General features: G+C 59.9%; 19 protein-coding genes and 1 pseudogene. 13 read left to right on the forward strand and 7 right to left on the reverse strand.

The window, feature by feature from the left end:
* Positions 1-282: 282 nt before the first annotated feature.
* The 8 genes from ACYZUD_RS14185 to ACYZUD_RS14220 are packed head-to-tail and all read left to right on the forward strand — an operon-like array spanning position 283 to position 6,522.
* The gene (locus tag ACYZUD_RS14185; protein ID WP_462024564.1) at positions 283-1,482 is read left to right on the forward strand and encodes a PepSY-associated TM helix domain-containing protein; all 1,200 of its coding nucleotides are present in this window, start codon (positions 283-285) and stop codon (positions 1,480-1,482) included.
* Entirely contained in the window at positions 1,479-2,021 is a 543-nt protein-coding gene (locus ACYZUD_RS14190) for a thiamine pyrophosphate-binding protein (RefSeq protein WP_462024565.1), read from the forward strand. Before ACYZUD_RS14185 ends, ACYZUD_RS14190 begins: the two co-directional genes overlap by 4 nt.
* Positions 2,018-2,344, forward strand: a complete 327-nt coding sequence (locus ACYZUD_RS14195) for a hypothetical protein (protein ID WP_462024566.1) — start codon at positions 2,018-2,020, stop codon at positions 2,342-2,344. Before ACYZUD_RS14190 ends, ACYZUD_RS14195 begins: the two co-directional genes overlap by 4 nt.
* Positions 2,341-2,913, forward strand: coding sequence for a DUF6162 family protein (locus ACYZUD_RS14200; protein ID WP_462024567.1), 573 nt, complete (start codon positions 2,341-2,343; stop codon positions 2,911-2,913). The genes ACYZUD_RS14195 and ACYZUD_RS14200 overlap by 4 nt, the downstream gene beginning before the upstream one ends.
* A gap of 35 nt (positions 2,914-2,948) precedes the next feature.
* Positions 2,949-3,875 carry a metal ABC transporter substrate-binding protein gene (locus ACYZUD_RS14205; protein ID WP_462024568.1) on the forward strand — a complete coding sequence of 309 codons (927 nt, stop codon included), beginning with the start codon at positions 2,949-2,951 and terminating at the stop codon, positions 3,873-3,875.
* Positions 3,872-4,711: a metal ABC transporter ATP-binding protein gene (locus tag ACYZUD_RS14210; protein WP_462024569.1), complete on the forward strand. Its 840-nt coding sequence runs from the start codon at positions 3,872-3,874 to the stop codon at positions 4,709-4,711. Before ACYZUD_RS14205 ends, ACYZUD_RS14210 begins: the two co-directional genes overlap by 4 nt.
* Positions 4,711-5,610: a metal ABC transporter permease gene (locus ACYZUD_RS14215; protein WP_218440037.1), complete on the forward strand. Its 900-nt coding sequence runs from the start codon at positions 4,711-4,713 to the stop codon at positions 5,608-5,610. The genes ACYZUD_RS14210 and ACYZUD_RS14215 overlap by 1 nt, the downstream gene beginning before the upstream one ends.
* Positions 5,611-6,522 (forward strand): metal ABC transporter substrate-binding protein, encoded by a 912-nt coding sequence (locus ACYZUD_RS14220; protein ID WP_462024570.1) that lies wholly within the window; start codon positions 5,611-5,613, stop codon positions 6,520-6,522.
* 162 nt (positions 6,523-6,684) lie between these two features.
* On the opposite strand, the gene ACYZUD_RS14225 is transcribed toward ACYZUD_RS14220, so the two are convergent.
* The 6 genes and pseudogenes from ACYZUD_RS14225 to ACYZUD_RS14250 all read right to left on the reverse strand — a co-directional run bounded on the left by ACYZUD_RS14225 (position 6,685) and on the right by ACYZUD_RS14250 (position 12,472).
* Positions 6,685-6,912 carry an MbtH family protein gene (locus ACYZUD_RS14225; RefSeq protein ID WP_007990131.1) on the reverse strand — a complete coding sequence of 76 codons (228 nt, stop codon included), beginning with the start codon at positions 6,910-6,912 and terminating at the stop codon, positions 6,685-6,687.
* 80 nt (positions 6,913-6,992) lie between these two features.
* Positions 6,993-8,405 (reverse strand): diaminobutyrate--2-oxoglutarate transaminase, encoded by a 1,413-nt coding sequence (locus ACYZUD_RS14230; RefSeq protein WP_462024571.1) that lies wholly within the window; start codon positions 8,403-8,405, stop codon positions 6,993-6,995.
* Between the two features lie 143 nt (positions 8,406-8,548).
* Positions 8,549-9,033, reverse strand: a pseudogene (locus ACYZUD_RS14235) (GNAT family N-acetyltransferase).
* 128 nt (positions 9,034-9,161) lie between these two features.
* On the reverse strand, positions 9,162-10,133 hold the full coding sequence (locus ACYZUD_RS14240; RefSeq protein WP_462019512.1) for an IS110 family RNA-guided transposase: 972 nt from the start codon (positions 10,131-10,133) through the stop codon (positions 9,162-9,164).
* 336 nt (positions 10,134-10,469) lie between these two features.
* Positions 10,470-11,795, reverse strand: coding sequence for an ATP-binding protein (locus ACYZUD_RS14245; RefSeq protein ID WP_462024572.1), 1,326 nt, complete (start codon positions 11,793-11,795; stop codon positions 10,470-10,472).
* Positions 11,792-12,472, reverse strand: coding sequence for a response regulator (locus ACYZUD_RS14250; protein WP_462024573.1), 681 nt, complete (start codon positions 12,470-12,472; stop codon positions 11,792-11,794). The genes ACYZUD_RS14245 and ACYZUD_RS14250 overlap by 4 nt, the downstream gene beginning before the upstream one ends.
* A gap of 275 nt (positions 12,473-12,747) precedes the next feature.
* Between ACYZUD_RS14250 and ACYZUD_RS14255 the strand changes: the two genes are divergently transcribed.
* The 5 genes from ACYZUD_RS14255 to dsbG all read left to right on the forward strand — a co-directional run bounded on the left by ACYZUD_RS14255 (position 12,748) and on the right by dsbG (position 17,714).
* Entirely contained in the window at positions 12,748-13,455 is a 708-nt protein-coding gene (locus ACYZUD_RS14255) for a hypothetical protein (protein ID WP_462024574.1), read from the forward strand.
* A 102-nt stretch (positions 13,456-13,557) separates the two neighbouring features.
* Positions 13,558-14,250 carry a hypothetical protein gene (locus ACYZUD_RS14260; RefSeq protein WP_462024575.1) on the forward strand — a complete coding sequence of 231 codons (693 nt, stop codon included), beginning with the start codon at positions 13,558-13,560 and terminating at the stop codon, positions 14,248-14,250.
* Positions 14,251-14,365: 115 nt separating this feature from the next.
* Positions 14,366-16,102, forward strand: coding sequence for a protein-disulfide reductase DsbD (gene dsbD / locus ACYZUD_RS14265; RefSeq protein WP_462024576.1), 1,737 nt, complete (start codon positions 14,366-14,368; stop codon positions 16,100-16,102).
* The gene (locus ACYZUD_RS14270) at positions 16,102-16,968 is read left to right on the forward strand and encodes a TlpA family protein disulfide reductase (protein WP_462024577.1); all 867 of its coding nucleotides are present in this window, start codon (positions 16,102-16,104) and stop codon (positions 16,966-16,968) included. Before dsbD ends, ACYZUD_RS14270 begins: the two co-directional genes overlap by 1 nt.
* Complete coding sequence (dsbG, locus tag ACYZUD_RS14275; protein ID WP_462024578.1) at positions 16,944-17,714, forward strand: thiol:disulfide interchange protein DsbG; 771 nt, start codon at positions 16,944-16,946, stop codon at positions 17,712-17,714. Before ACYZUD_RS14270 ends, dsbG begins: the two co-directional genes overlap by 25 nt.
* 94 nt (positions 17,715-17,808) lie before the next feature.
* On the opposite strand, the gene ACYZUD_RS14280 is transcribed toward dsbG, so the two are convergent.
* Complete coding sequence (locus ACYZUD_RS14280; RefSeq protein ID WP_462024579.1) at positions 17,809-18,621, reverse strand: alpha/beta fold hydrolase; 813 nt, start codon at positions 18,619-18,621, stop codon at positions 17,809-17,811.
* Between the last annotated feature and the right edge of the window lie 106 nt (positions 18,622-18,727).

An 18,727-nucleotide genomic window follows, 5' to 3' on the forward strand; every position in this document is an offset into this window, starting at 1 on the left:
TCCCTTGTGGGAGCGAGCCTGCTCGCGAAAGCGGTGTGTCAGTCACCTCACTGTTGGGTGTGCCGCCACCTTCGTGAGCAGGCTCGCTCCCACAGGGGGGAATGCGTTTACAGGAACGCGAAACATTTACTTTCATATCCCGGTTCGGGATTTTCGATGCTCATCCGTCTTATATAGATGCAGTCGGCCCGCGTAGGCAAAAGCCACGGACGGACTTTTCATGGACCTCATCGCTGGGAAGCCCGCAGCAGAGGCCCTCTCATCGAAACAAGACTTCTAATCATGTCGAAGAAATCCCGTTCAAAACTCTGGTTTTTGGTCCATAGCTGGCTGGCGCTGCCGATCTGGTTTTTCGTACTGATCGTCTGCGTGACCGGCACCCTGGCGGTGGTCAGTCAGGAAATCGTCTGGCTGGCCAACCCGCAAATGCGCGCCAGTCAGCCCACGGACGATGCGCCACTGCTCAGTTATGACCAGATCATCGCCGCCATCAAGAAGGCCGAGCCGAACACGCTGGTGGAGTCCATCAGCCGACCGGACGAATCTCACTTCGCCCTCGACGTGGACGTCAGCTACCCCGACGGTCGCTCGGTGACGGTTTACGTCAACCCGTACAGCGGCGTAATACAGGGCACCGCCCCGCAATTCAATTTCAAGGCGTTTACCCGCGCGCTGCATGGCTGGTGGCTGGTGCCGTTCACCAACGGTTACAGCTGGGGCTGGTACCTGGTGTCGTTCCTGAGCCTGCCATTGCTGGCGTCTCTGGTCACCGGCCTGGTGGTCTACAAACGCTTCTGGAAAGGCTTCTTCCGACCGACCCTGCGCATTCGCCACGGCGCGCGGATTTTCTGGGGCGACTTTCACCGGCTCAGCGGCATCTGGTCGATCTGGTTCATCGCGGTGATTTCCGTCACCAGCACCTGGTTCCTGATTCAGGCATTCATGTTCGATAACCAGATTTCGATTTCCACCGCGCCGGTGGCGTTGGTGGTGCCGCGCGAAAGCGTGCCGGTGAGCACCGATGGCTCGCCGGCGTCGATGATCAGCCTGGAAGCCGCGATCCAGGAAGCCAAGGCACGTATTCCCGGCCTGGACGACAGCTTCGTCAGCATGCCCGCCAATGCCTACAGCTACCTCACGGTAGGCGGCCGCAGCTGGTATCCGTTGATGTTCCAGACCGCCGACATCAACCCTTATAACGGTGATATCGCCGCCACTCGCCTGCTGTCGGACCGTTCCGGCCTGGAGTTGGTGACCGAGTCCATGCGTCCGCTGCACACCGGCGATTTCGGTGGTATCTGGATCAAACTCATCTGGTTCTTCTTCGGCCTGATCCTGAGCATGATGGTCCTCAGCGGCCTGCTGATCTGGACCAAGCGCACCGCCCTGGCCACGGCCAACGCCCTCAAGCGCAGCAATAAACGCCCACGCAGTCAGACTGCTCCGGTCACCAGTCGCGAAACCACGGAGGCCAACCAATGAGCCTGTTCATCGCGGAAAAACCGGCGTCGAAACTGAGCCGGTTCTGGCACAAATGGCGCTTCCACATCAACGTCCTGCTGTTGCTGGTACCGCTGGGTTTCATGCCCAAGTACTTCGCCGACGCCGCACTGTTTCGCGGTGACACCGGTTTGGGTGAGCGGGAAATCGGTGAAGTTCAGGTCGGCCCCTGGAGCGTGCGCCTGGCCGAATTGCGTAACGAAGCACCGAGGCTCGATGGCCCGGCCGGTTACATGAAGAACTTCAACGCGGCGCTGTGCGACAGCTGCCGCGATCAGGTCAAGGCGACTTACCTGCGCATCGGCAAACCGCGCAGCCTGCGCGCCGCCGGGGTGATTTTCTTCGGCACGCCGTATCGCATGGGCGCCATGTTGCCGATCCCGGAAAAAACCAAAACCGACGCTGAACTGTGGATCACCATGGAAGGTTGGGACGGCGCGATGCATCAGGCGTCCATCCCCCTGAGCCAGGCATCCCCGGCCACCCTTGAATGGCTGAACAAACAAGGAGGCAAACCATGATCAACTTTCGCCCTCTCCACGCGGCATTGCTGCTGCTTTGCGCCGGGTTCAGTGCCAGCGCCCTGGCCCACAACCCGATGTGCGAGTGCAAGGCCATCGACGCTGAACAGATTCAGTGCACCGGCGGGTTCTCCGATGGCAGCGGCGCACCGGGCGTGACCCTTGACGTGATCGGTTACGACGAAACCATTCTGGTACCGGGCAAGCTCGGTGCCGACTCCAAGCTGACCTTCAAGAAGCCCAGCGCCGAGTTCTACGTACTGTTTGACGCCGGCCCCGGCCACGTCGTCGAGATCGACCAAGCGGACATCGAAGCCCCATGACCACGCCAACCACAAACGTCGTCCGCCCGGCCGGTGCCGGCCATGAAACCCTCTATGTGCTGCTGTTGTGCCTATTGATCCTGGCGGTTGCCGGCTCGGTGGTCGCGTGGCGCGGTGAATCCCAGGAGGTCAGCAGCGTCAGCAGCCATCAACTGGATGCCCGCCGCGACCTGAGCGCCTCCGAACAAGGCATTTACGCCGACCTGCGGGTGACGCTCGACGAGATTCACCTGTTGCGTCAGGAACAACAGACCCTCCCCGCGCCTGCGGCCCTTGCGGATGAAGGCTTTGCGCCGTTCGCTCAGGACGCCAGTTCGGTCAGCCGTGGCGGTCATGCCTGGCAGTTGCTCGATGCCAAGGCTTACTTCGGCCAGAGCCAGTCGCCCGCCGTGGCGGGTTCGTTTCTGATGCGCCTGACCGCTGAAGACGACGCGCCGGACATCTGGCTCAACCGTGGCAAGGCCCTCACCGCCCCGACCGACGTCACTGACGCCGCGCTCGAAAGCGCCGGCTGGCAGCAGATCGTCGCGCAATTCGATGCCGGGGTTACCCGCCAGCATCGGCACTGAACCCTCGCACTTACCCGAGAGAAGACCGCCTTCCCATGCCTAGTTCATCTCAACGTTCTTTCCTGCGCCTGTTAGTGGCCGGCTTGCTGGCTTGTCTGCTGACACCGCTGGCCAATGCCGACGAAGCCAAACACCTGCGCATCGGCATCACCCTGCACCCTTATTACAGCTACGTGGCGAACATCGTCGGTGATAAAGCCGAGGTGGTGCCGCTGATTCCGGCCGGTTTCAACCCGCATGCCTACGAACCCCGCGCCGAAGACATCAAACGCATCAGCGGGCTGGACGTGATCGTGCTCAACGGGGTGGGTCATGACGACTTCGCCGACCGCATGATCGCTGCCAGCGAGACCCCGAACGTCCCGGTGATCGAAGCCAACGAAAACGTGCCCCTGCTGGCCGCCACCGGCGTCGCCGCCCGGGGCGCGGGCAAGGTGGTCAATCCGCACACCTTCCTGTCGATCAGCGCGTCGATTGCCCAGGTCAACAACATCGCCCGTGAATTGGGCAAGCTCGACCCGGCCAACGCCAAGACCTACACCCAGAACGCCCGCGCCTATGGCAAACGCCTGCGGCAGATGCGCGCCGATGCCCTGGCGAAACTGACCGAGGCGCCGAACGCCGAACTGCGAGTCGCCACCGTCCACGCGGCTTATGACTATTTGCTGCGCGAATTCGGCCTGGAAGTGACCGCCGTGGTCGAGCCGGCCCATGGCATCGAACCGAGCCCGAGCCAGTTGAAAAAGACCATCGATCAACTGCGGGAACTGGACGTGAAGGTGATCTTCTCCGAGATGGATTTCCCGTCCACCTACGTCGATACCATCCAGCGTGAATCCGGGGTGAAGTTGTATCCGTTGTCGCACATTTCCTATGGCGAATACACCGCCGACAAGTATGAAAAGGAAATGACCGGCAACCTCAACACCGTGGTCCGGGCGATTCAGGAGTCAGGCAAATGACCGCTAAAGAAACCCTCAGCGAATCCCCTGTGGGAGCGAGCCTGCTCGCGAAAGCGGTGGATCAGTCAACATCATCGTTAAATGAGACGCCGCATTCGCGAGCAGGCTCGCTCCCACAATTATCATCGGGGCCGACGCTGGATTTTGCGGATGTCAGCCTGACCCTGGGCCGCACGACGATCCTCGACAACGTGACCTTTCAGGTCCAGCCCGGCAGCGTGCATGCGCTGGTCGGCCCCAACGGTGGCGGCAAGAGTTCGCTGATCAAGACCCTGCTCGGGCAGATGCCGCATCAGGGTCGTTTGAGTCTGCAATGGCCCGGCGAACCCGGCACCATCGGCTACGTGCCTCAAGCGCTGGAATTCGACCGAGGCCTGCCGATGACCGTCGACGACTTCATGGCGGCCATGTGTCAGCGGCGCCCGGCCTTTCTCGGCTTGAGCAAGCACTACGCCGCCGCCATTGGCGAGGCACTGGAACGGGTCGGCATGCAGGACAAGCGCAAGCGGCGCATGGGCGCTTTGTCCGGTGGTGAGCGCCAGCGCGTGTTGCTGGCACAGGGGCTGATTCCGGCCCCGCAATTGCTGGTGCTCGATGAACCGATGTCGGCCCTCGATGAGGCCGGCATTCAGGTGTTCGAACGACTGCTCGGCGACTGGCGCCAGAGCGGGATCACCGTGCTGTGGATCGAGCATGACCTGGAAGCGGTCGGGCGTCTGGCAGATCGGGTCACGGGGCTCAATCGCCGGGTGCTGTTCGATGCCACGCCGAAACAGGCACTGACCCCGGAACGTTTGCTGACCTTGTTCTCGACCCATCCACGGAGCGCTGCCTGATGAGTTACGAAGCCTTTCGTTTGATGGTCCAGGGGTGGGCCTCGTCCGGTTATCTGCCGGAAGCGCTGGCCTACGGTTTTGTGGTCAACGCGTTGCTCGCCGGCCTGTTGATCGGTCCCGTGCTGGGCGGTCTGGGCACGCTGGTGGTGGTCAAGCGCTTCGCGTTTTTCTCCGAAGCGGTGGGTCACGCAGCGCTGACCGGCGTGGCCATCGGCATCCTGCTCGGCGAGCCCTACACCGGGCCTTACGGCAGCCTGTTCGGTTACTGCCTGCTGTTCGGCATCCTGCTCAACTACCTGCGCAACCGCACGGGTCTGGCGCCGGATACCTTGATCGGCGTGTTCCTTTCCGTGTCGTTGGCCCTAGGCGCCAGTCTCCTGCTGATTCTGGCCGGCAAGATCAACGTGCACATTCTGGAAAACGTGTTGTTCGGTTCGGTGCTGACGGTCAACGGCAATGATCTGCTGGTGTTGGCCATCGTTGGCTCGCTGGTGATGGCACTGGCCTTGCCGCTGTACAACCGCATCATGCTCGCCAGTTTCAATCCGCAGTTGGCCGCTGTACGCGGCGTGGCGGTGAAGACTCTGGATTATCTGTTCGTGATTCTGGTGACGTTGATCACCGTGGCGGCGGTGAAGGTCATCGGCGCGATTCTGGTGGGTGCCCTGTTGGTGATTCCCGCAGCGGCCGCGCGTTTGCTCAGCCAGTCGCTGAAGGGCTTCTTCTGGTGTTCGGTACTGATCGCCACGGTCAGCACGCTGTGCGGGATTCTTGCGCCGATCGTCTTCGACCTGCCGATCCCGTCCGGCGCCGCGATCATTCTGGTGGCCGGTATCGCCTTCGCCCTGTCCGCGATTGCCCGGGGCGTTGTCCCCAGTCTGAAAGGGAACCTTGGATAAATGTCTTTTTCTCTGCGTCAACTGACCCTGGCCGTCGCCCTGTGTGGGCTGGTCAACACTTCCTTTGCGGCGGACAGCGCCAAACCGCTGCACGTGCTGGCGTCCTTGCCGATCACCTACGGCCTGGGCGAAGTCTTGCTCAAGGGCACCGATGTCAACCTTGAACGGGCGGCACCGGCCAATTTACCCGGCAGCCGCCAGACCGCCTACTTCACCGGGCGTGGCGCGCCGGCGCTGGCCAAACTGGCGACTGACGCCGATGCGGTGATCGGCCTGCGCTCGCTGTGGCCGGATGACCCGCTGTACCCGATCTCCCGGCGCAGCAACATTCGCATCGTCGAAGTCGACGCCGCCCGCCCGGTGGACGGCGCCCTGCCCGGCATCGCCGTGCAGCCCGGCAACAAGGTCGACGGCTTGAACAGTCAGCCGTGGTTTTCCAGCAACAACATGGGACGGATGGCGGATGTAATGGCGGCGGACCTGGTGCGCCTGGCGCCGGCGGCCAAGCCGAAAATCGAGGCCAACCTGGCGGCGCTGAAACAGCGACTGCTCAAGTTCAGTGCCGACAGCGAAGCGCGGTTGGCCAGTGCCGACAACCTCAGCGTGATGAGCCTGAGCGATCACTTCGGCTACCTGATCGGCGGCCTCAACCTGGAGCTGATCGGCCTCGATGCGCGGCCGGATGCCGAATGGACACCGGAAGCGCTCAAGCAATTGGGTGCGACGCTCAAGGACAATGACGTGGCGGTGGTGTTGCATCATCGGCAGCCATCGGACGCGGTGAAAGCGGTGATCGCCGAGGCCGGGAGTCGGTTGGTGGTGTTGAGTGTGGATGCGGCGGATCCGGTGGCTGAGCTGGAAGGGAATGTGGATTTGGTGATCAAGGGCTTGAGCGGTAAGCCATCGGCCTAAGATCAAAAGATCGCAGCCTCGTTTCACTCGTCAGCTCCTACAGGTTTACGCGAATCCCTTGTAGGAGCTGACGAGTGAAACGAGGCTGCGATCTTTTGATGTTCCACACGAAAAAGCCCGCTGACCGTTACCGGTTCAGCGGACTTCTTTTTGCGCAGTGACTCAGTGAGCCACAGCCGCCTGTTCTTCCATCTTCTGGCGCAGGCTCAGCGGACGCATGTCCGTCCAGGTTTCTTCAATGTAAGCCAGGCATTCCTTTTTCAAACCGCTCTTGCCCACGGTGCGCCAGCCTTGTGGCACGGCCTTGTAGTCCGGCCAGATCGAGTACTGCTCTTCGTGGTTGACCACGACCTGAAAGAGGATGTCCTCGCGGTCGAATACTGACGTCATGGTGTCTCTCCATCGCTGTAAGGTGGGCTGCACTGCATGCGCAGCCGTATGTAGAAGGAACGTTCCAGAGGCTGAAAAATTTAGAGGCTGGTGGTGGCGGCGGCCATGGCCCGGCCAAAAATCTCGGCTACCCGGTCGATTTCCGCGGCGGTAATCACCAGCGGCGGCAGGAAGCGCACCACGCCGCCATGACGGCCACCCAGTTCGAGGATCAACCCGCGCTTGAGGCATTCGCGCTGCACCAGCGGCGCCAGTCGACCGAAGATCGGCGGATGACCCAGCGCATCCGGCGCGCCGGTCGGATCGACCAGTTCGACGCCAAGCATCAAGCCGCGACCGCGAATGTCACCCAGTTGCGGAAAGTCCCGCTGCAGGATGCGCAGGTGTTCGCTCAAGCGTTCGCCCATGGCGGCGGCGTGATCGCAGACTTTGTGTTCGATCAGGTAACGCATCACCGCGGAGCCCGCGGCCATCGCCATCTGATTGCCACGGAACGTCCCGGCATGGGCGCCCGGCAACCAGGTGTCGAGCCAGTCGCGATAGACCACCACCGCCAGCGGCAGGCTGCCGCCGATGGCTTTGGACATCACCACCACGTCCGGAATGATCCCGGCGTGTTCGAAGGCAAACATCTTGCCGGTGCGGGCAAAACCGCTCTGGATCTCATCGACGATCAATGCCACGCCAGCCTTTTCGGTGATCCGCCGCAAGCCGCGCAACCAGTCGAGGTCAGCCGGAATCACCCCGCCCTCGCCCTGCACGACTTCCACAATCACCGCGGCCGGCAATTGCACACCGGCCTCGGGATCGTTCAGCAGGTTTTCCAGGTAGTTGAGGTTAACCTTCACGCCCTGCGCGCCACCGAGGCCGAACGGGCAGCGGTAGTCATAGGGATACGGCATGAACTGCACGCCATTGCCGAGCAACGCCCCCAAGGGTTTTTTCGGCCCCAGGCTGCCCATCAGGCTCAACGCGCCCTGGCTCATGCCGTGATAACCCCCCTGGAACGACAGCACGGTGCTGCGTCCGGTGGCGGTGCGCACCAGTTTCAACGCGGCTTCCACCGCGTCGGTGCCGGTCGGGCCACAGAACTGGATCTTGGCTTCAGCCGCCAAGGCTGGTGGCAGCAAACCGAACAGGTCCTGCACGAACTGATCCTTGACCGGGGTGGTCAGGTCGAGGGTGTGCAGCGGCAGCTCATCGGTCAGCACTTGCTGGATCGCGTCGATCACCACCGGATGGTTATGCCCCAAGGCCAGCGTCCCGGCACCGGCCAGGCAATCGATGAAACTGCGGCCTTCAACGTCTTCGACATAAATGCCCTTGGCGCGCTTGAGTGCCAGGGGAATACGTCGCGGGTAGCTGCGGGCATTCGATTCCTGCTGGTTCTGACGCGCCAGCAACGGCGATTCGTTGAACTGATAAAGCGTCTCCGCCGGCGCCGGAGTGATCCGGGCCGACTGATCTTCCATAAGGCTGGTAGCGACTGACATCTCTCGACCCCTCAATACGCTGTTGATAGTGACCAAAACTGCACACCGGACAGGTGCGCGTTCCGTTCACGGGGCGCACTTGCAGGTTTTCCTGTTCTGGAAACGCATCAGCGCCTCAAGGATTTAGACCCGTGATCAGCTTTCTATGAAGGTGGCGGCAGGCCTTTGTGCATGGGAATGGCGTGAAGCCCCGCGACCACGAAGGTTTGGGCGCGGGGCTGGTAACCCAGATGACGGTAAAACGCTTCGCTGGTTCGGGTGCTATTGAGTTGTGCCTGACGCAAACCCAGACCGCGCAACAGCCTTCGAGGTCCTGCACCAGTGCTTGCCCGGCCCCGCGACGAAACCATTCCGGCTGCACGTAACAGAACGCGACCTTGCCGCTGATCGCGGCCATGGCAACGCCGACCGGTTTGTCCTGCAGCAAGGCGATGTTCAGGTACAACCGCTGGTCGGTCAGCCAGGGCTGGACGTGTTCGATGGTCTTGTTGTGGGTCCAGAGGGCAACGGTCCGCGGGTCGTTACGGTGGTCGAGCGCGCAGCCCACGCGGATGGAGCGCTCGATGATGCGGCAGATGATGCCGGCGTCGGTAGGGGTTGCCTTGCAGATGTGTATGGGTGCATCCATGGCGCTGCTACCTCAATCCATTGAGAAAAAGCTGCCGGGGACGATAGCGCTATGACGGCAAGGTGACTAATGGAGAGAAGTTACATTTGGTGTGCGACATAGAACGAATGTAGATACCGTCTTGACTCTCACCGAGCAAGCGCAAGTTTCGGGTCGAAGGGTTGACCCGACTTGAGCACGCCATAGACGAAGTGCAGCAGCTTGCGCATCGCGGCACAGATGATTTGCTTGGGAGCCTTGCCGTTGGCCTTCAGGCGGTCTTTGAGAGCGATGATTGCTTCGTTGTGTTTCAGCGCCACGATTCCTGGCATGTAGAGGCTGGCGCGCAGTCGTACCGAGCCGATTTTCGAGATCGGGGTGCGGCCCTTGAGCATGCCCGAGTCATGCAGCTTCGGGTTGAGTCCCGCAGCAGCCACCAGTTTGCGCGGATCGTCGTATTTGCGCAGGTCGCCCAGTTCGGCCAGTAGTCTCTCAAGTGTTTTTTCGCCGATGCCATCGATGGTCACGATCAAGTCGCGCATCTGACGCATGTCGGGGTCGTCATCGATGTGTTGCTTGATTACCTTGTGCGTCTCAGCGATCTCTTTTTCGACGTGGCGCAGTACCGACTGGATCGAGTCTTTGACGCTTTCGTCGGACACGTCCAGACGATTACGCTCCATTTGCTGCATTTCCTGAAGATCATCGAGGCGGCGAACCATCGCCTTCAGTTGGCGAAACTTCAGCGGTTCCGGGGCCCAGAGCGACAGTTTTTCATGTTTTTCTCTGGCGAAGTCAGCGATCAGCTTGGCGTCGCTTTTATCGGTTTTGACTCGACGCAGTTCGCTGTTGGCATAGGCATGGGTCGTAGCCGGGTTGACCACACAGACCCGATAACCCTTGTTGTAAACAAACTCGGCGAGCGCCAGGTGGTAGACGCTGGTGGCTTCCATCACGATCAGGGCCGAAGGCTCGGCCTGCTTGTGCAACCAAGCCTCAAGTTCCTTGAAGCCCTTGGCATCGTTAGCGAGTTTGGCCTTGGTTTTGTGTTTGCCATTAGGCAGATGAGTGGCGATATCAAAAGTATTTTTTGCGACATCGACGCCAACGAAACTGGACATGAATACCTCCAATCAGATCAATTGCGATCATCACTGCACTCTGTCCAACCTTGCAAATGCGGGCTCTCGCCGAAGACGGGCCCAAGATACCGTTCGAACTATACGAGTGAGTGTGGAGGGTTGGAGCACCATCTACATTGCAGGCATAACGCCTAAGGAGCTGCGCGTCTTCCAGATCCCTCCCTCGATGATCAGTCGAGAACTATCGCTCCTGACGGAGCGATAGTCGAGATACAAGGAGCTGCCGAAGGCTGCGATCTTTTGATCTGGCTTTTAAAAAAGAAGATCAAAAGATCGCAGCCTTCGGCAGCGCCTACAAAGGGATTGTGGCGGTTGTCAGACCGGTTGCAACGGCATGGTCAGCTCAACCCGCAACCCATCCGGCCGGCTGTCGAAATGCAAGGTGCAGCCGCAACGCTGGACGATGGCCTGGACAATCGCCAGGCCCAGCCCGCAACCGGTGCTCTGGCCGTTGCGCCAGAAGCGTTGGGTCAAGTGTTGCAGATCGTCTTCGGCAATGCCCGGCCCATGGTCGCGGACTACGAACTGCACGCGGTTGCCGGTGGTTTCCAGGCTCAGCTCCACCGCACCGTCACCCGGCGTATGGCGCAGCGCGTTGTCCAGCAGGTTGCGCAGCGCGGCAATCGACAGCACCGCGGGCATTTGCACCGGGGCATGAGAGATCTTCGGCGGCATCTTGAACTTGATCCGCTGACGATCACCGCTGGCGGCGTCCTGGATAGCCAGTTTCGCCACTTGTTCGGCGCTGCATTGCACACCGTCATCGAACGACAGACTGCCCTCGACACGCGCCAGCAGCAGCAATTGTTCAAGGGTCCGGTGCATACGATCGGCGCCCTCTTCGGCCCGGGCCAGGGACTGATCCCGGGCCGCACCGTCGGTCATGCGTGCCACTTGCAGGTGAGTCTTGATCGCCGTCAGCGGGCTGCGCAATTCGTGGGCCGCGTCACCGGTCAGGCGACGTTCGCGCTCGATGGTCTTGCCGATGCGCTGGAACAGCTGGTTCTGGGTGTCCAGCAAGGGTTGCAGCTCGCTGGGCAGCGGCTGGATCTGCAAAGGTTCCAGAGAGTCGGCGCTGCGCCGCATCAAGGCATCGCGCATGCGATTGAGCGGCGCCAGCCCCTGGCCGATCCCCAGCCAGAGCAGACACAGGCAGCCAAGCAGCGCCACACCCACCGGCACCGATGCGGCCAGCAGGATCGACATGTTCAGCGCTTCGCGCTCGATCTGCCGGTCGGCGGTGGTGATGCGCAAGTCGCCGCGGGCCAGGGTGAAACTGCGCCACGGTGCGCCGTCGATCATCTGATCGTGGAAACCCATTTTCTCGGCTTCCAGGGTTTGCTGCGGGTCGGTGTGACTGCGGGCGAGGATTTCGCCGCGCAACGAGCTGACCTGACACGCCATGCCGCCCGGAATGTTCAGTTGCTCAGCGCTGAAATGGGTGCCCTCGCCTTTGCTCGGCAACGCCGGCAATTGCTCCATCAGGCCGGCGACCATGCGCGCCGACGCCACCAGCCGCTGGTCGAGGGAAAACATCATCTGGTTACGCAGGTCGCTGAGCATCCAGGCCGCCGCCAGGGCCCAGATCAGTGCAAATGCGGCGCCGAGTGTCAGGCTCAGGCGCAAACGCAGGCTCATCACTTCGATTCTTCTCCGCCATCGGCCGGCCCCAGGCGATAGCCCAGGCCGCGCACAGTCTCGACAATGCCGTTGCCCAGTTTACGCCGCAGGTGATGGATATGGACGTTGAGGGCGTTACTTTCCAGTTCGTCGTTGAAACCGTAGACGCTGTCCTTCAGTTGCTCGGTAGACAGCACCCGGCCACGGTTATGCAGCAAGGCCTGCAACAGCGACTGCTCGCGACGCGACAGGTCCACCGGCTGACCGCCGAGGGTGGTTTCGCGACTGCTCGGGTCGTAGCTCAGACGGCCGTGCTCGATCAGATTGACGCTGCGCCCTGCCACTCGTCGCAACAGCGTGTGCAAGCGCGCAGCAAGTTCGCGCAGGTCAAACGGCTTGAGCAGGTAATCGTCGGCCCCGGCCTGCAAACCGTCGACACGGTCGGTGACCGAATCCCGGGCGGTGAGGATCAGCACCGGCAGTTCCAGGCCGTTATGGCGCAACTGCTGCAACAGCTTGAGCCCGTCTTCGTCCGGCAGACCGAGGTCGAGCACCATCACGTCGAATTCGGCGACCTTGAGCATCGCCCGGGCCGCCGAGGCGGTGGCAACGTGCTCGACGGTCAGGCCCTGGGCGGTGAGGCCGGCAACAATGCCGCTGGCAATCAGCTCGTCGTCTTCGCAAACCAGTACGTGCATGGTGAGCTCCATAGAAATCGCGATTCAAACAAACCGACATTAAGACGCGATTATGTCCGGGAGCGCGACAGGAGAAAAGCACGAATATCCGGGCTGAACAATACGCAACGAAAGCCTTTCCAGAAAATCGATACATGACCTTCACAACTAAAAAACAAACTAACCTTGCCAAACATTGAAATAAATCCATCGTAAAAAACAGCACACAAGATACAACTCAGACTGTTATCTTTAAACCACGCATCAAAACCAAACCAAACGAAAAGGAACTAAAAATGCCCGAAGCCAAAAATTTCGTCGCCGTTGACTGGCGATCTGGAAAAGACAGGTGCTACTTCTTCTTTAAAGATACCAACACATACTCCCGATTTGACAATGATGATGACCAAGTTCCCGAAGGCTATCCGAAGCCCATCACTTATTCCTGGTGGAGTGACTTCCATCAGCACGCGAAAAACTTGCGCTTCGGGTTCGCCACCAGCCGGCTTATCACGGCAAATAGAATTGAACTCGATCCCGACATCCTGTGGCTATTTTACTACGACGGTGAAACGCCCATGTTTTGTGAATATGATCAGGATGTCGACAGCATCAGGGGCCTGCATACTGTCGCGGGATCGATATGGGCTCCATTGCTCCCCTATTTCGACCGTATTGTTGCAGGCACCTGGTGGAAAAAACCGCACAAGTTCAATCAATCACATAAGTACAGATTCCTTTTGAATGACGGGAACGGCCTCGATTTTGACTGGAATACCAGAGAGATAACCCTGCATGCGATCAACGACGATTCATGGCCAGGACTGGAACCTTATAAACACAGAATCCTGACTGCAGTACAAATGAATGCAGACTTTGGTGATAGCTATTACTTTATATTTCTTACTCGCAACCAATATTTGAAATACAACATCGATAAAAACAAATTAGAGGTCGGCCCCCAATCATCCAGCAAGCACTGGCCAGGACTATTCACTGACTGAAAATTCATCACACAACCATAACTCACACTCAAAACATAACCATTAAAATGCAAGCACTCTAATAAATCCAGAAAAAACTGCCCGAGCGAATGGAATCATTTCATGCCAACACTGAAAAACTTTGTTGCCGTCGACTGGCGAGCAGGCAAAGATCAAATTTACTTCTTTTTTAAAGACACCAATACATATTCGAGATTTGACGTAGTTTCCAACAAGATAGCAGAGAATTATCCACGAGACGTTTCCGAAAAAAACTGGGGCGATTTCAGCCCATATATAAAACATGTTCGCTTTGGATTCACTACCACAGGGCTTGATCCGCAAGGGGCCCTTGATGCAGATATTTTGTGGCTATTTTACTATGCAGACAAAACCCCCATGGTCTGTAGGTACGATCAGGACCTTGAATCCAGTAAGACATACCCACTTGAACAATCAATATGGCGAGTATTACTTCCCTATTTCGACCGCATTGTAGCGGGCACTTGGTGGGAGGCCCTCGGGCAAAAATTCTTGTTCAGGTTCATCATGAAAGACGGCTACTCTCTCACTTTCAACTATCTGAAACGACGCTCAAGACACGAAGCTATTACCTACGATACCTGGCCAGAATTAGAGCCCTACAAAAACAACATTATTACTGCCGTCCAGTGGGACCGAACCTTCAGGGATAGTTATTACTATATTTTCCTGAACGACAACCAATACATCAGATACAACCTTCAGCAGGACAAGGTGGAGAGCGGCCCACACGCGGTAGATGATGAATCCTGGCCAGGGTTATTAATCGATTGAAACTGAGTCCGGCGCAGCGACGGGGCACGAGGGACGGCGTCTGTGCGCGGTTAATCATCGGTTAATCGCCGTCTCTCATTGTGCTCCTCACCTGCACAGGGATAAGGCTTACCCAATGCGTCGACTGTTTCTCTTCTTTGTTCTTTTGTTCTCGGGTGTGGCCCAGGCAGGGACCAATCCGTTCGAAACCAAACCCGATTTTCTTCCCGTCGGCAAAGCGTTCATCTTTACCTCCGAACGCCTTGAATCCGGTGAAACCCAGCTCTACTGGCAGATCGCCGATGGCTACTACCTGTACCAGCAACGGCTGAAATTCGATGGCTTGCCGGCGGAGCACAAGCCGGCATTGCCCCAAGGCGAATCCCACAGCGATGAGTTCTTCGGTGAACAACAGGTTTATCGCCAGGGCCTGGAACTGAAGATTCCGGCAAGCGCGACCGGCCAGATCAAGGTGGGTTTCCAGGGCTGTGCCGATGCCGGTTTGTGTTATCCACCGCAAACCCAGGTCGTGGATCTGGGCGACAATGCTGCCAGTTCTGCGACCAACGAAGCGCCGGATCAAGCCTTGGCCAGCGGTCTGCAACAACGGGCATTGGGCTGGAGCCTGCTGGTGTTCTTCGGGCTGGGGCTGCTACTGGCGTTTACCCCTTGCTCATTGCCGATGCTGCCGATCCTGGCCGGTTTGATCGTCGGCAGTGGTGCCACGCCCAAGCGCGGTTTTGCGTTGGCCACCAGTTACGTCGTCAGCATGGCACTCGTGTATGCAGCGATGGGTGTTCTGGCCGCAATGCTCGGGGCGAATTTGCAGGCGTTGTTGCAGAACCCCTGGTTGCTGGGCAGTTTCGCGGCGGTGTTTGTGCTGCTGGCATTGCCGATGTTCGGCTTCTTTGAGCTGCAACTGCCGGTGGCGGTGCGTGACCGGCTGGAGAATGTTTCGCGCAATCAGCGCGGTGGCAGCCTGATCGGCGCTGGCGTACTGGGAGCCTTGTCCGGTCTGCTGGTGGGCCCGTGCATGACCGCGCCACTGGCGGGCGCGCTGCTCTATATCGCGCAAAGCGGCAATGCGCTGCATGGCGGGCTGATTCTGTTCGCCATGGGTATCGGCATCGGTGTGCCGCTGCTGTTGCTGGTGACCGTCGGCAATCGCTTCCTGCCCAAACCCGGGGCCTGGATGAACCTGCTCAAAGGCGTGTTCGGTTTCCTGTTCCTCGCCACGGCCCTGCTGATGCTGCGCCCGGTGCTGGATGAATCGCTGTGGCTCGGTTTGTGCGGTGCCTTGCTGGTGATCGCTGCCTACAGCGCCTGGCGTCAGGCTTCGGGTTTCAGTCGAAGCGCCCATGTGTTCGGCGCCGGTTCGCTGCTGTTGGGGTTGTGGGGCAGTCTGCTGATGATCGGCGCCGCCGGTGGCAGCGACGATCTGCTCAAGCCGTTGCAGGTCTACAGCGCTTCGACTTCGAGCCGTGCCGCCAGCCCTGTCGGCCACGACGCCTTCATCACGATCAAGGAACCGGCCGCGCTGCAACGGGAACTCGACGCGGCGCAGACTCAGGGCCAGTGGGTGTTGCTGGACTACTACGCCGACTGGTGCGTGTCGTGCAAAGTCATGGAAAAACAGGTGTTCGGCAAAACCCGAGTACTGGAAGCCTTGAGCGACGTGCGCTTGCTACGGCTGGACGTCACCGCCGACAATGCCGCCAGCCGCGAACTGCTCGGCCGTTATAAAGTGCCGGGGCCACCGAGCCTGCTGTGGATCGGCGCTGACGGCATCGAGCGGCGCAGCCAGCGCATCACCGGCGAGGTCGATGCCGACACCTTCCTGCAACGCTGGACTATCACCCGAGACGCCCGTTAATGCTGACCTTTACCCTCGGCACTTTTGCCATCGCGCTTAATCACCTGCTGCTGATCAGTGCCCTGGCGCTGGCGACGTTTGTCGGCTGGCGGGTGGCCAAGCGCGGCGGCGAGAATCCCGAGTCGGTCCTGTTCAGCCTGTTCCTGCTGGGCATGCTGGCGGCACGGGTGGGGTTCGTCGCCGTTTACTGGGCCCATTATCGGAGCGATCCGTGGCAAGTCATCGACCTGCGCGACGGCGGTTTCCTCGCCTGGCCGGGCGTGGTCGTGCTGCTGCTCGCCGCGCTGCACCGGGGCTGGCGTCGCCCGGGCTTGCGCCGTCCGTTGGGCTTTGGCGTGGCCAGCGGTCTGGCGTTCTGGCTGCTGGCGACCTTCTCCCTGAGCATTTACGAACAAGGAACACGCCTGCCGGACATCGCCCTGCGCAATGCCGCCGGCGAAACCGTGCAACTGGCGGACTACAAGGGCGGCCCGCTGGTCATCAATCTCTGGGCCACCTGGTGCCCGCCCTGTCGCCGGGAAATGCCAGTGCTGGAAAACGCCCAACAACACCGCCCGGACCTGACCTTCCTGTTCGTCAATCAGGCCGAGAGCATGCAAAGCGTCAGCACGTTTCTGGAAACCCAAGGCCTGAGCCTGTCCAACGTGCTGTTCGACGGCAGCGGCCGTTTGGGCCAGGCCGTCGGTTCCATGGCATTGCCGACTACGCTGTTCTATAGCCCCGACGGTCGCTTGCTGGGCAGTCATTTGGGCGAGTTGTCGGAAGCCAGCCTGGCTCGGGCCATGGAAAACTTCGATACCCCGAATCCTGCCGCACCGGCCACCTCTTCAAGGAAACTGCCATGCCCCGCCTCCGCCACCTGCTGACGCTGACCCTGGGCGCCGCCCTGCTGCACCTGCCGTCAGTGCAGGCTGCCGAAGAATTGCCCGAAGCGATCAAGAAGATCGAAGCCAAAGGCGCGAAAATCGTTGGCCAGTTCGACGCACCCGACGGTCTGCGTGGCTATGCGGCGCAGTATCAGAACCGTGGCATGGCGCTGTACCTGACCCCGGATGGCAAGCATGTGCTGCTGGGTAATCTGTATGACGCCGAGGGCAACGACCTGAGCTCGGCGCCCCTGCAAAAACTGGTTTACGCCCCCATGGCCAAGGAAGTCTGGGGCAAGATGGAGGCCAGCAACTGGATCGCTGACGGCAACAAGGACGCACCGCGCGTCGTTTACATGTTCAGCGATCCGAATTGCCCTTACTGCAACATGTTCTGGGAACAGGCGCGTCCGTGGGTGAAGGCCGGTAAGGTGCAATTGCGCCACATCATGGTCGGCATCATTCGTGAAGACAGTCCGGGCAAATCCGCCGCGCTGCTCGCTGCCAAGGATCCACAAAAAGCGCTGCAGGACCACGAGAGCTCCGGCAAGGCCAGTTCGCTCAAGGCGCTGAAAGAGGTGCCGCCGGCGATTCAGGCGAAACTCGCGGCGAACATGCAGTTGATGGAAGACCTGGAGCTGTCCGCCACCCCGGCGATTTTCTACATGGACGACAAAGGTGAACTGCAACAGCAGCAAGGCGCGCCGTCGCCGGACAAGTTGGTGAAGATTCTCGGGCCAAAGTGAGTTCACTGGCCCCATCGCGAGCAGGCTCGCTCCCACAGGGATACACGATCGCCTGTGGGAGCGAGCCTGCTCGCGATGGCGTCTATATGACCGACTAATTTCTCCGGGCTAGAAACTTCAGCAGCGCATCTGTAACGAACTCGGGATTCTCCAGATTGGAGATATGCCCAGCCTCCGGCACCAGCAAGTAAGGACAACCGATCAACTCGGCCATTTCCCTGGTTTCCGACGGCGGCCGTGGCTTGTCCTGATCGCCACACATCACCAGCGTGGTTTCAGGATTCAACTCGTCCAGACGCGGCAACAGATCATCCCGACCAAACGTAATCCGCCCCATCGGCACGATGCTTTCTCGCAGACGTTCAGGTGGCAGCGCGGCCAGTTTCGCGCGGAAATCCTGATACAGCGCCGACTGCGCATCGATACCCGGACGGAAGAAGATCGGTACCACGATGTCAAGCAGTTGTGGCGCGATCACGCCCGTCTCTTCGATCTGTTTGAACAGCGAGAAATAGTATTGGCGGGTTGGCTCTGGCTCGACGCCGACGTAGGTGTCCATCAGCACCAGACCGTTGATCCGCTGCGGCGCCGACAGCGCCAGGCGCACGCCCCACATGCCACCGACCGACAGACCGACCAGCGTGACACGGTCGATATCCAGATGATCGAGCAACGCCAGTGCCTGGCGTGCCACGTCATCCAGCGACGTGGTGCCTTCGGGCAGTGGCCCGGACTCACCGTGGCCCCAGAGGTCCAGGGCGATCACCCGATACTGCTGCGACAGGGCGGTAATCTGCGGCGCCCACATGGCTTGGTCCCACAAGTAGCTGCCGGCCAGCAGCACCGCAGGGCCAGTGCCTTGATCAATGTAGTGAAGCGATTGTCCATCTATTGTGACGAAGGGCATCGACTGTCTCCTCTGTGAAATGGGATTCATCAAAAAAAGGCAGAGGCAGCCTGAGCCGACCGGACGCGGCAGTCAACGCGCAAATTCGCGCAAACTTCAATGACGC

This window comes from Pseudomonas sp. XS1P51 (genome assembly GCF_054897845.1).

Bases quoted from the DNA above. Each gene is read 5' to 3' on its own strand.
- ACYZUD_RS14185 (WP_462024564.1), top strand. From the start codon at position 283: ATGTCGAAGAAATCCCGTTCAAAACTCTGGTTTTTGGTCCATAGCTGG.
- ACYZUD_RS14190 (WP_462024565.1), top strand. From the start codon at position 1,479: ATGAGCCTGTTCATCGCGGAAAAACCGGCGTCGAAACTGAGCCGGTTC.
- ACYZUD_RS14195 (WP_462024566.1), top strand. From the start codon at position 2,018: ATGATCAACTTTCGCCCTCTCCACGCGGCATTGCTGCTGCTTTGCGCC.
- ACYZUD_RS14200 (WP_462024567.1), top strand. From the start codon at position 2,341: ATGACCACGCCAACCACAAACGTCGTCCGCCCGGCCGGTGCCGGCCAT.
- ACYZUD_RS14205 (WP_462024568.1), top strand. From the start codon at position 2,949: ATGCCTAGTTCATCTCAACGTTCTTTCCTGCGCCTGTTAGTGGCCGGC.
- ACYZUD_RS14210 (WP_462024569.1), top strand. From the start codon at position 3,872: ATGACCGCTAAAGAAACCCTCAGCGAATCCCCTGTGGGAGCGAGCCTG.
- ACYZUD_RS14215 (WP_218440037.1), top strand. From the start codon at position 4,711: ATGAGTTACGAAGCCTTTCGTTTGATGGTCCAGGGGTGGGCCTCGTCC.
- ACYZUD_RS14220 (WP_462024570.1), top strand. From the start codon at position 5,611: ATGTCTTTTTCTCTGCGTCAACTGACCCTGGCCGTCGCCCTGTGTGGG.
- ACYZUD_RS14225 (WP_007990131.1), bottom strand. From the start codon at position 6,912: ATGACGTCAGTATTCGACCGCGAGGACATCCTCTTTCAGGTCGTGGTC.
- ACYZUD_RS14230 (WP_462024571.1), bottom strand. From the start codon at position 8,405: ATGTCAGTCGCTACCAGCCTTATGGAAGATCAGTCGGCCCGGATCACT.
- ACYZUD_RS14240 (WP_462019512.1), bottom strand. From the start codon at position 10,133: ATGTCCAGTTTCGTTGGCGTCGATGTCGCAAAAAATACTTTTGATATC.
- ACYZUD_RS14250 (WP_462024573.1), bottom strand. From the start codon at position 12,472: ATGCACGTACTGGTTTGCGAAGACGACGAGCTGATTGCCAGCGGCATT.
- ACYZUD_RS14255 (WP_462024574.1), top strand. From the start codon at position 12,748: ATGCCCGAAGCCAAAAATTTCGTCGCCGTTGACTGGCGATCTGGAAAA.
- ACYZUD_RS14260 (WP_462024575.1), top strand. From the start codon at position 13,558: ATGCCAACACTGAAAAACTTTGTTGCCGTCGACTGGCGAGCAGGCAAA.
- dsbD (WP_462024576.1), top strand. From the start codon at position 14,366: ATGCGTCGACTGTTTCTCTTCTTTGTTCTTTTGTTCTCGGGTGTGGCC.
- ACYZUD_RS14270 (WP_462024577.1), top strand. From the start codon at position 16,102: ATGCTGACCTTTACCCTCGGCACTTTTGCCATCGCGCTTAATCACCTG.
- dsbG (WP_462024578.1), top strand. From the start codon at position 16,944: ATGCCCCGCCTCCGCCACCTGCTGACGCTGACCCTGGGCGCCGCCCTG.
- ACYZUD_RS14280 (WP_462024579.1), bottom strand. From the start codon at position 18,621: ATGCCCTTCGTCACAATAGATGGACAATCGCTTCACTACATTGATCAA.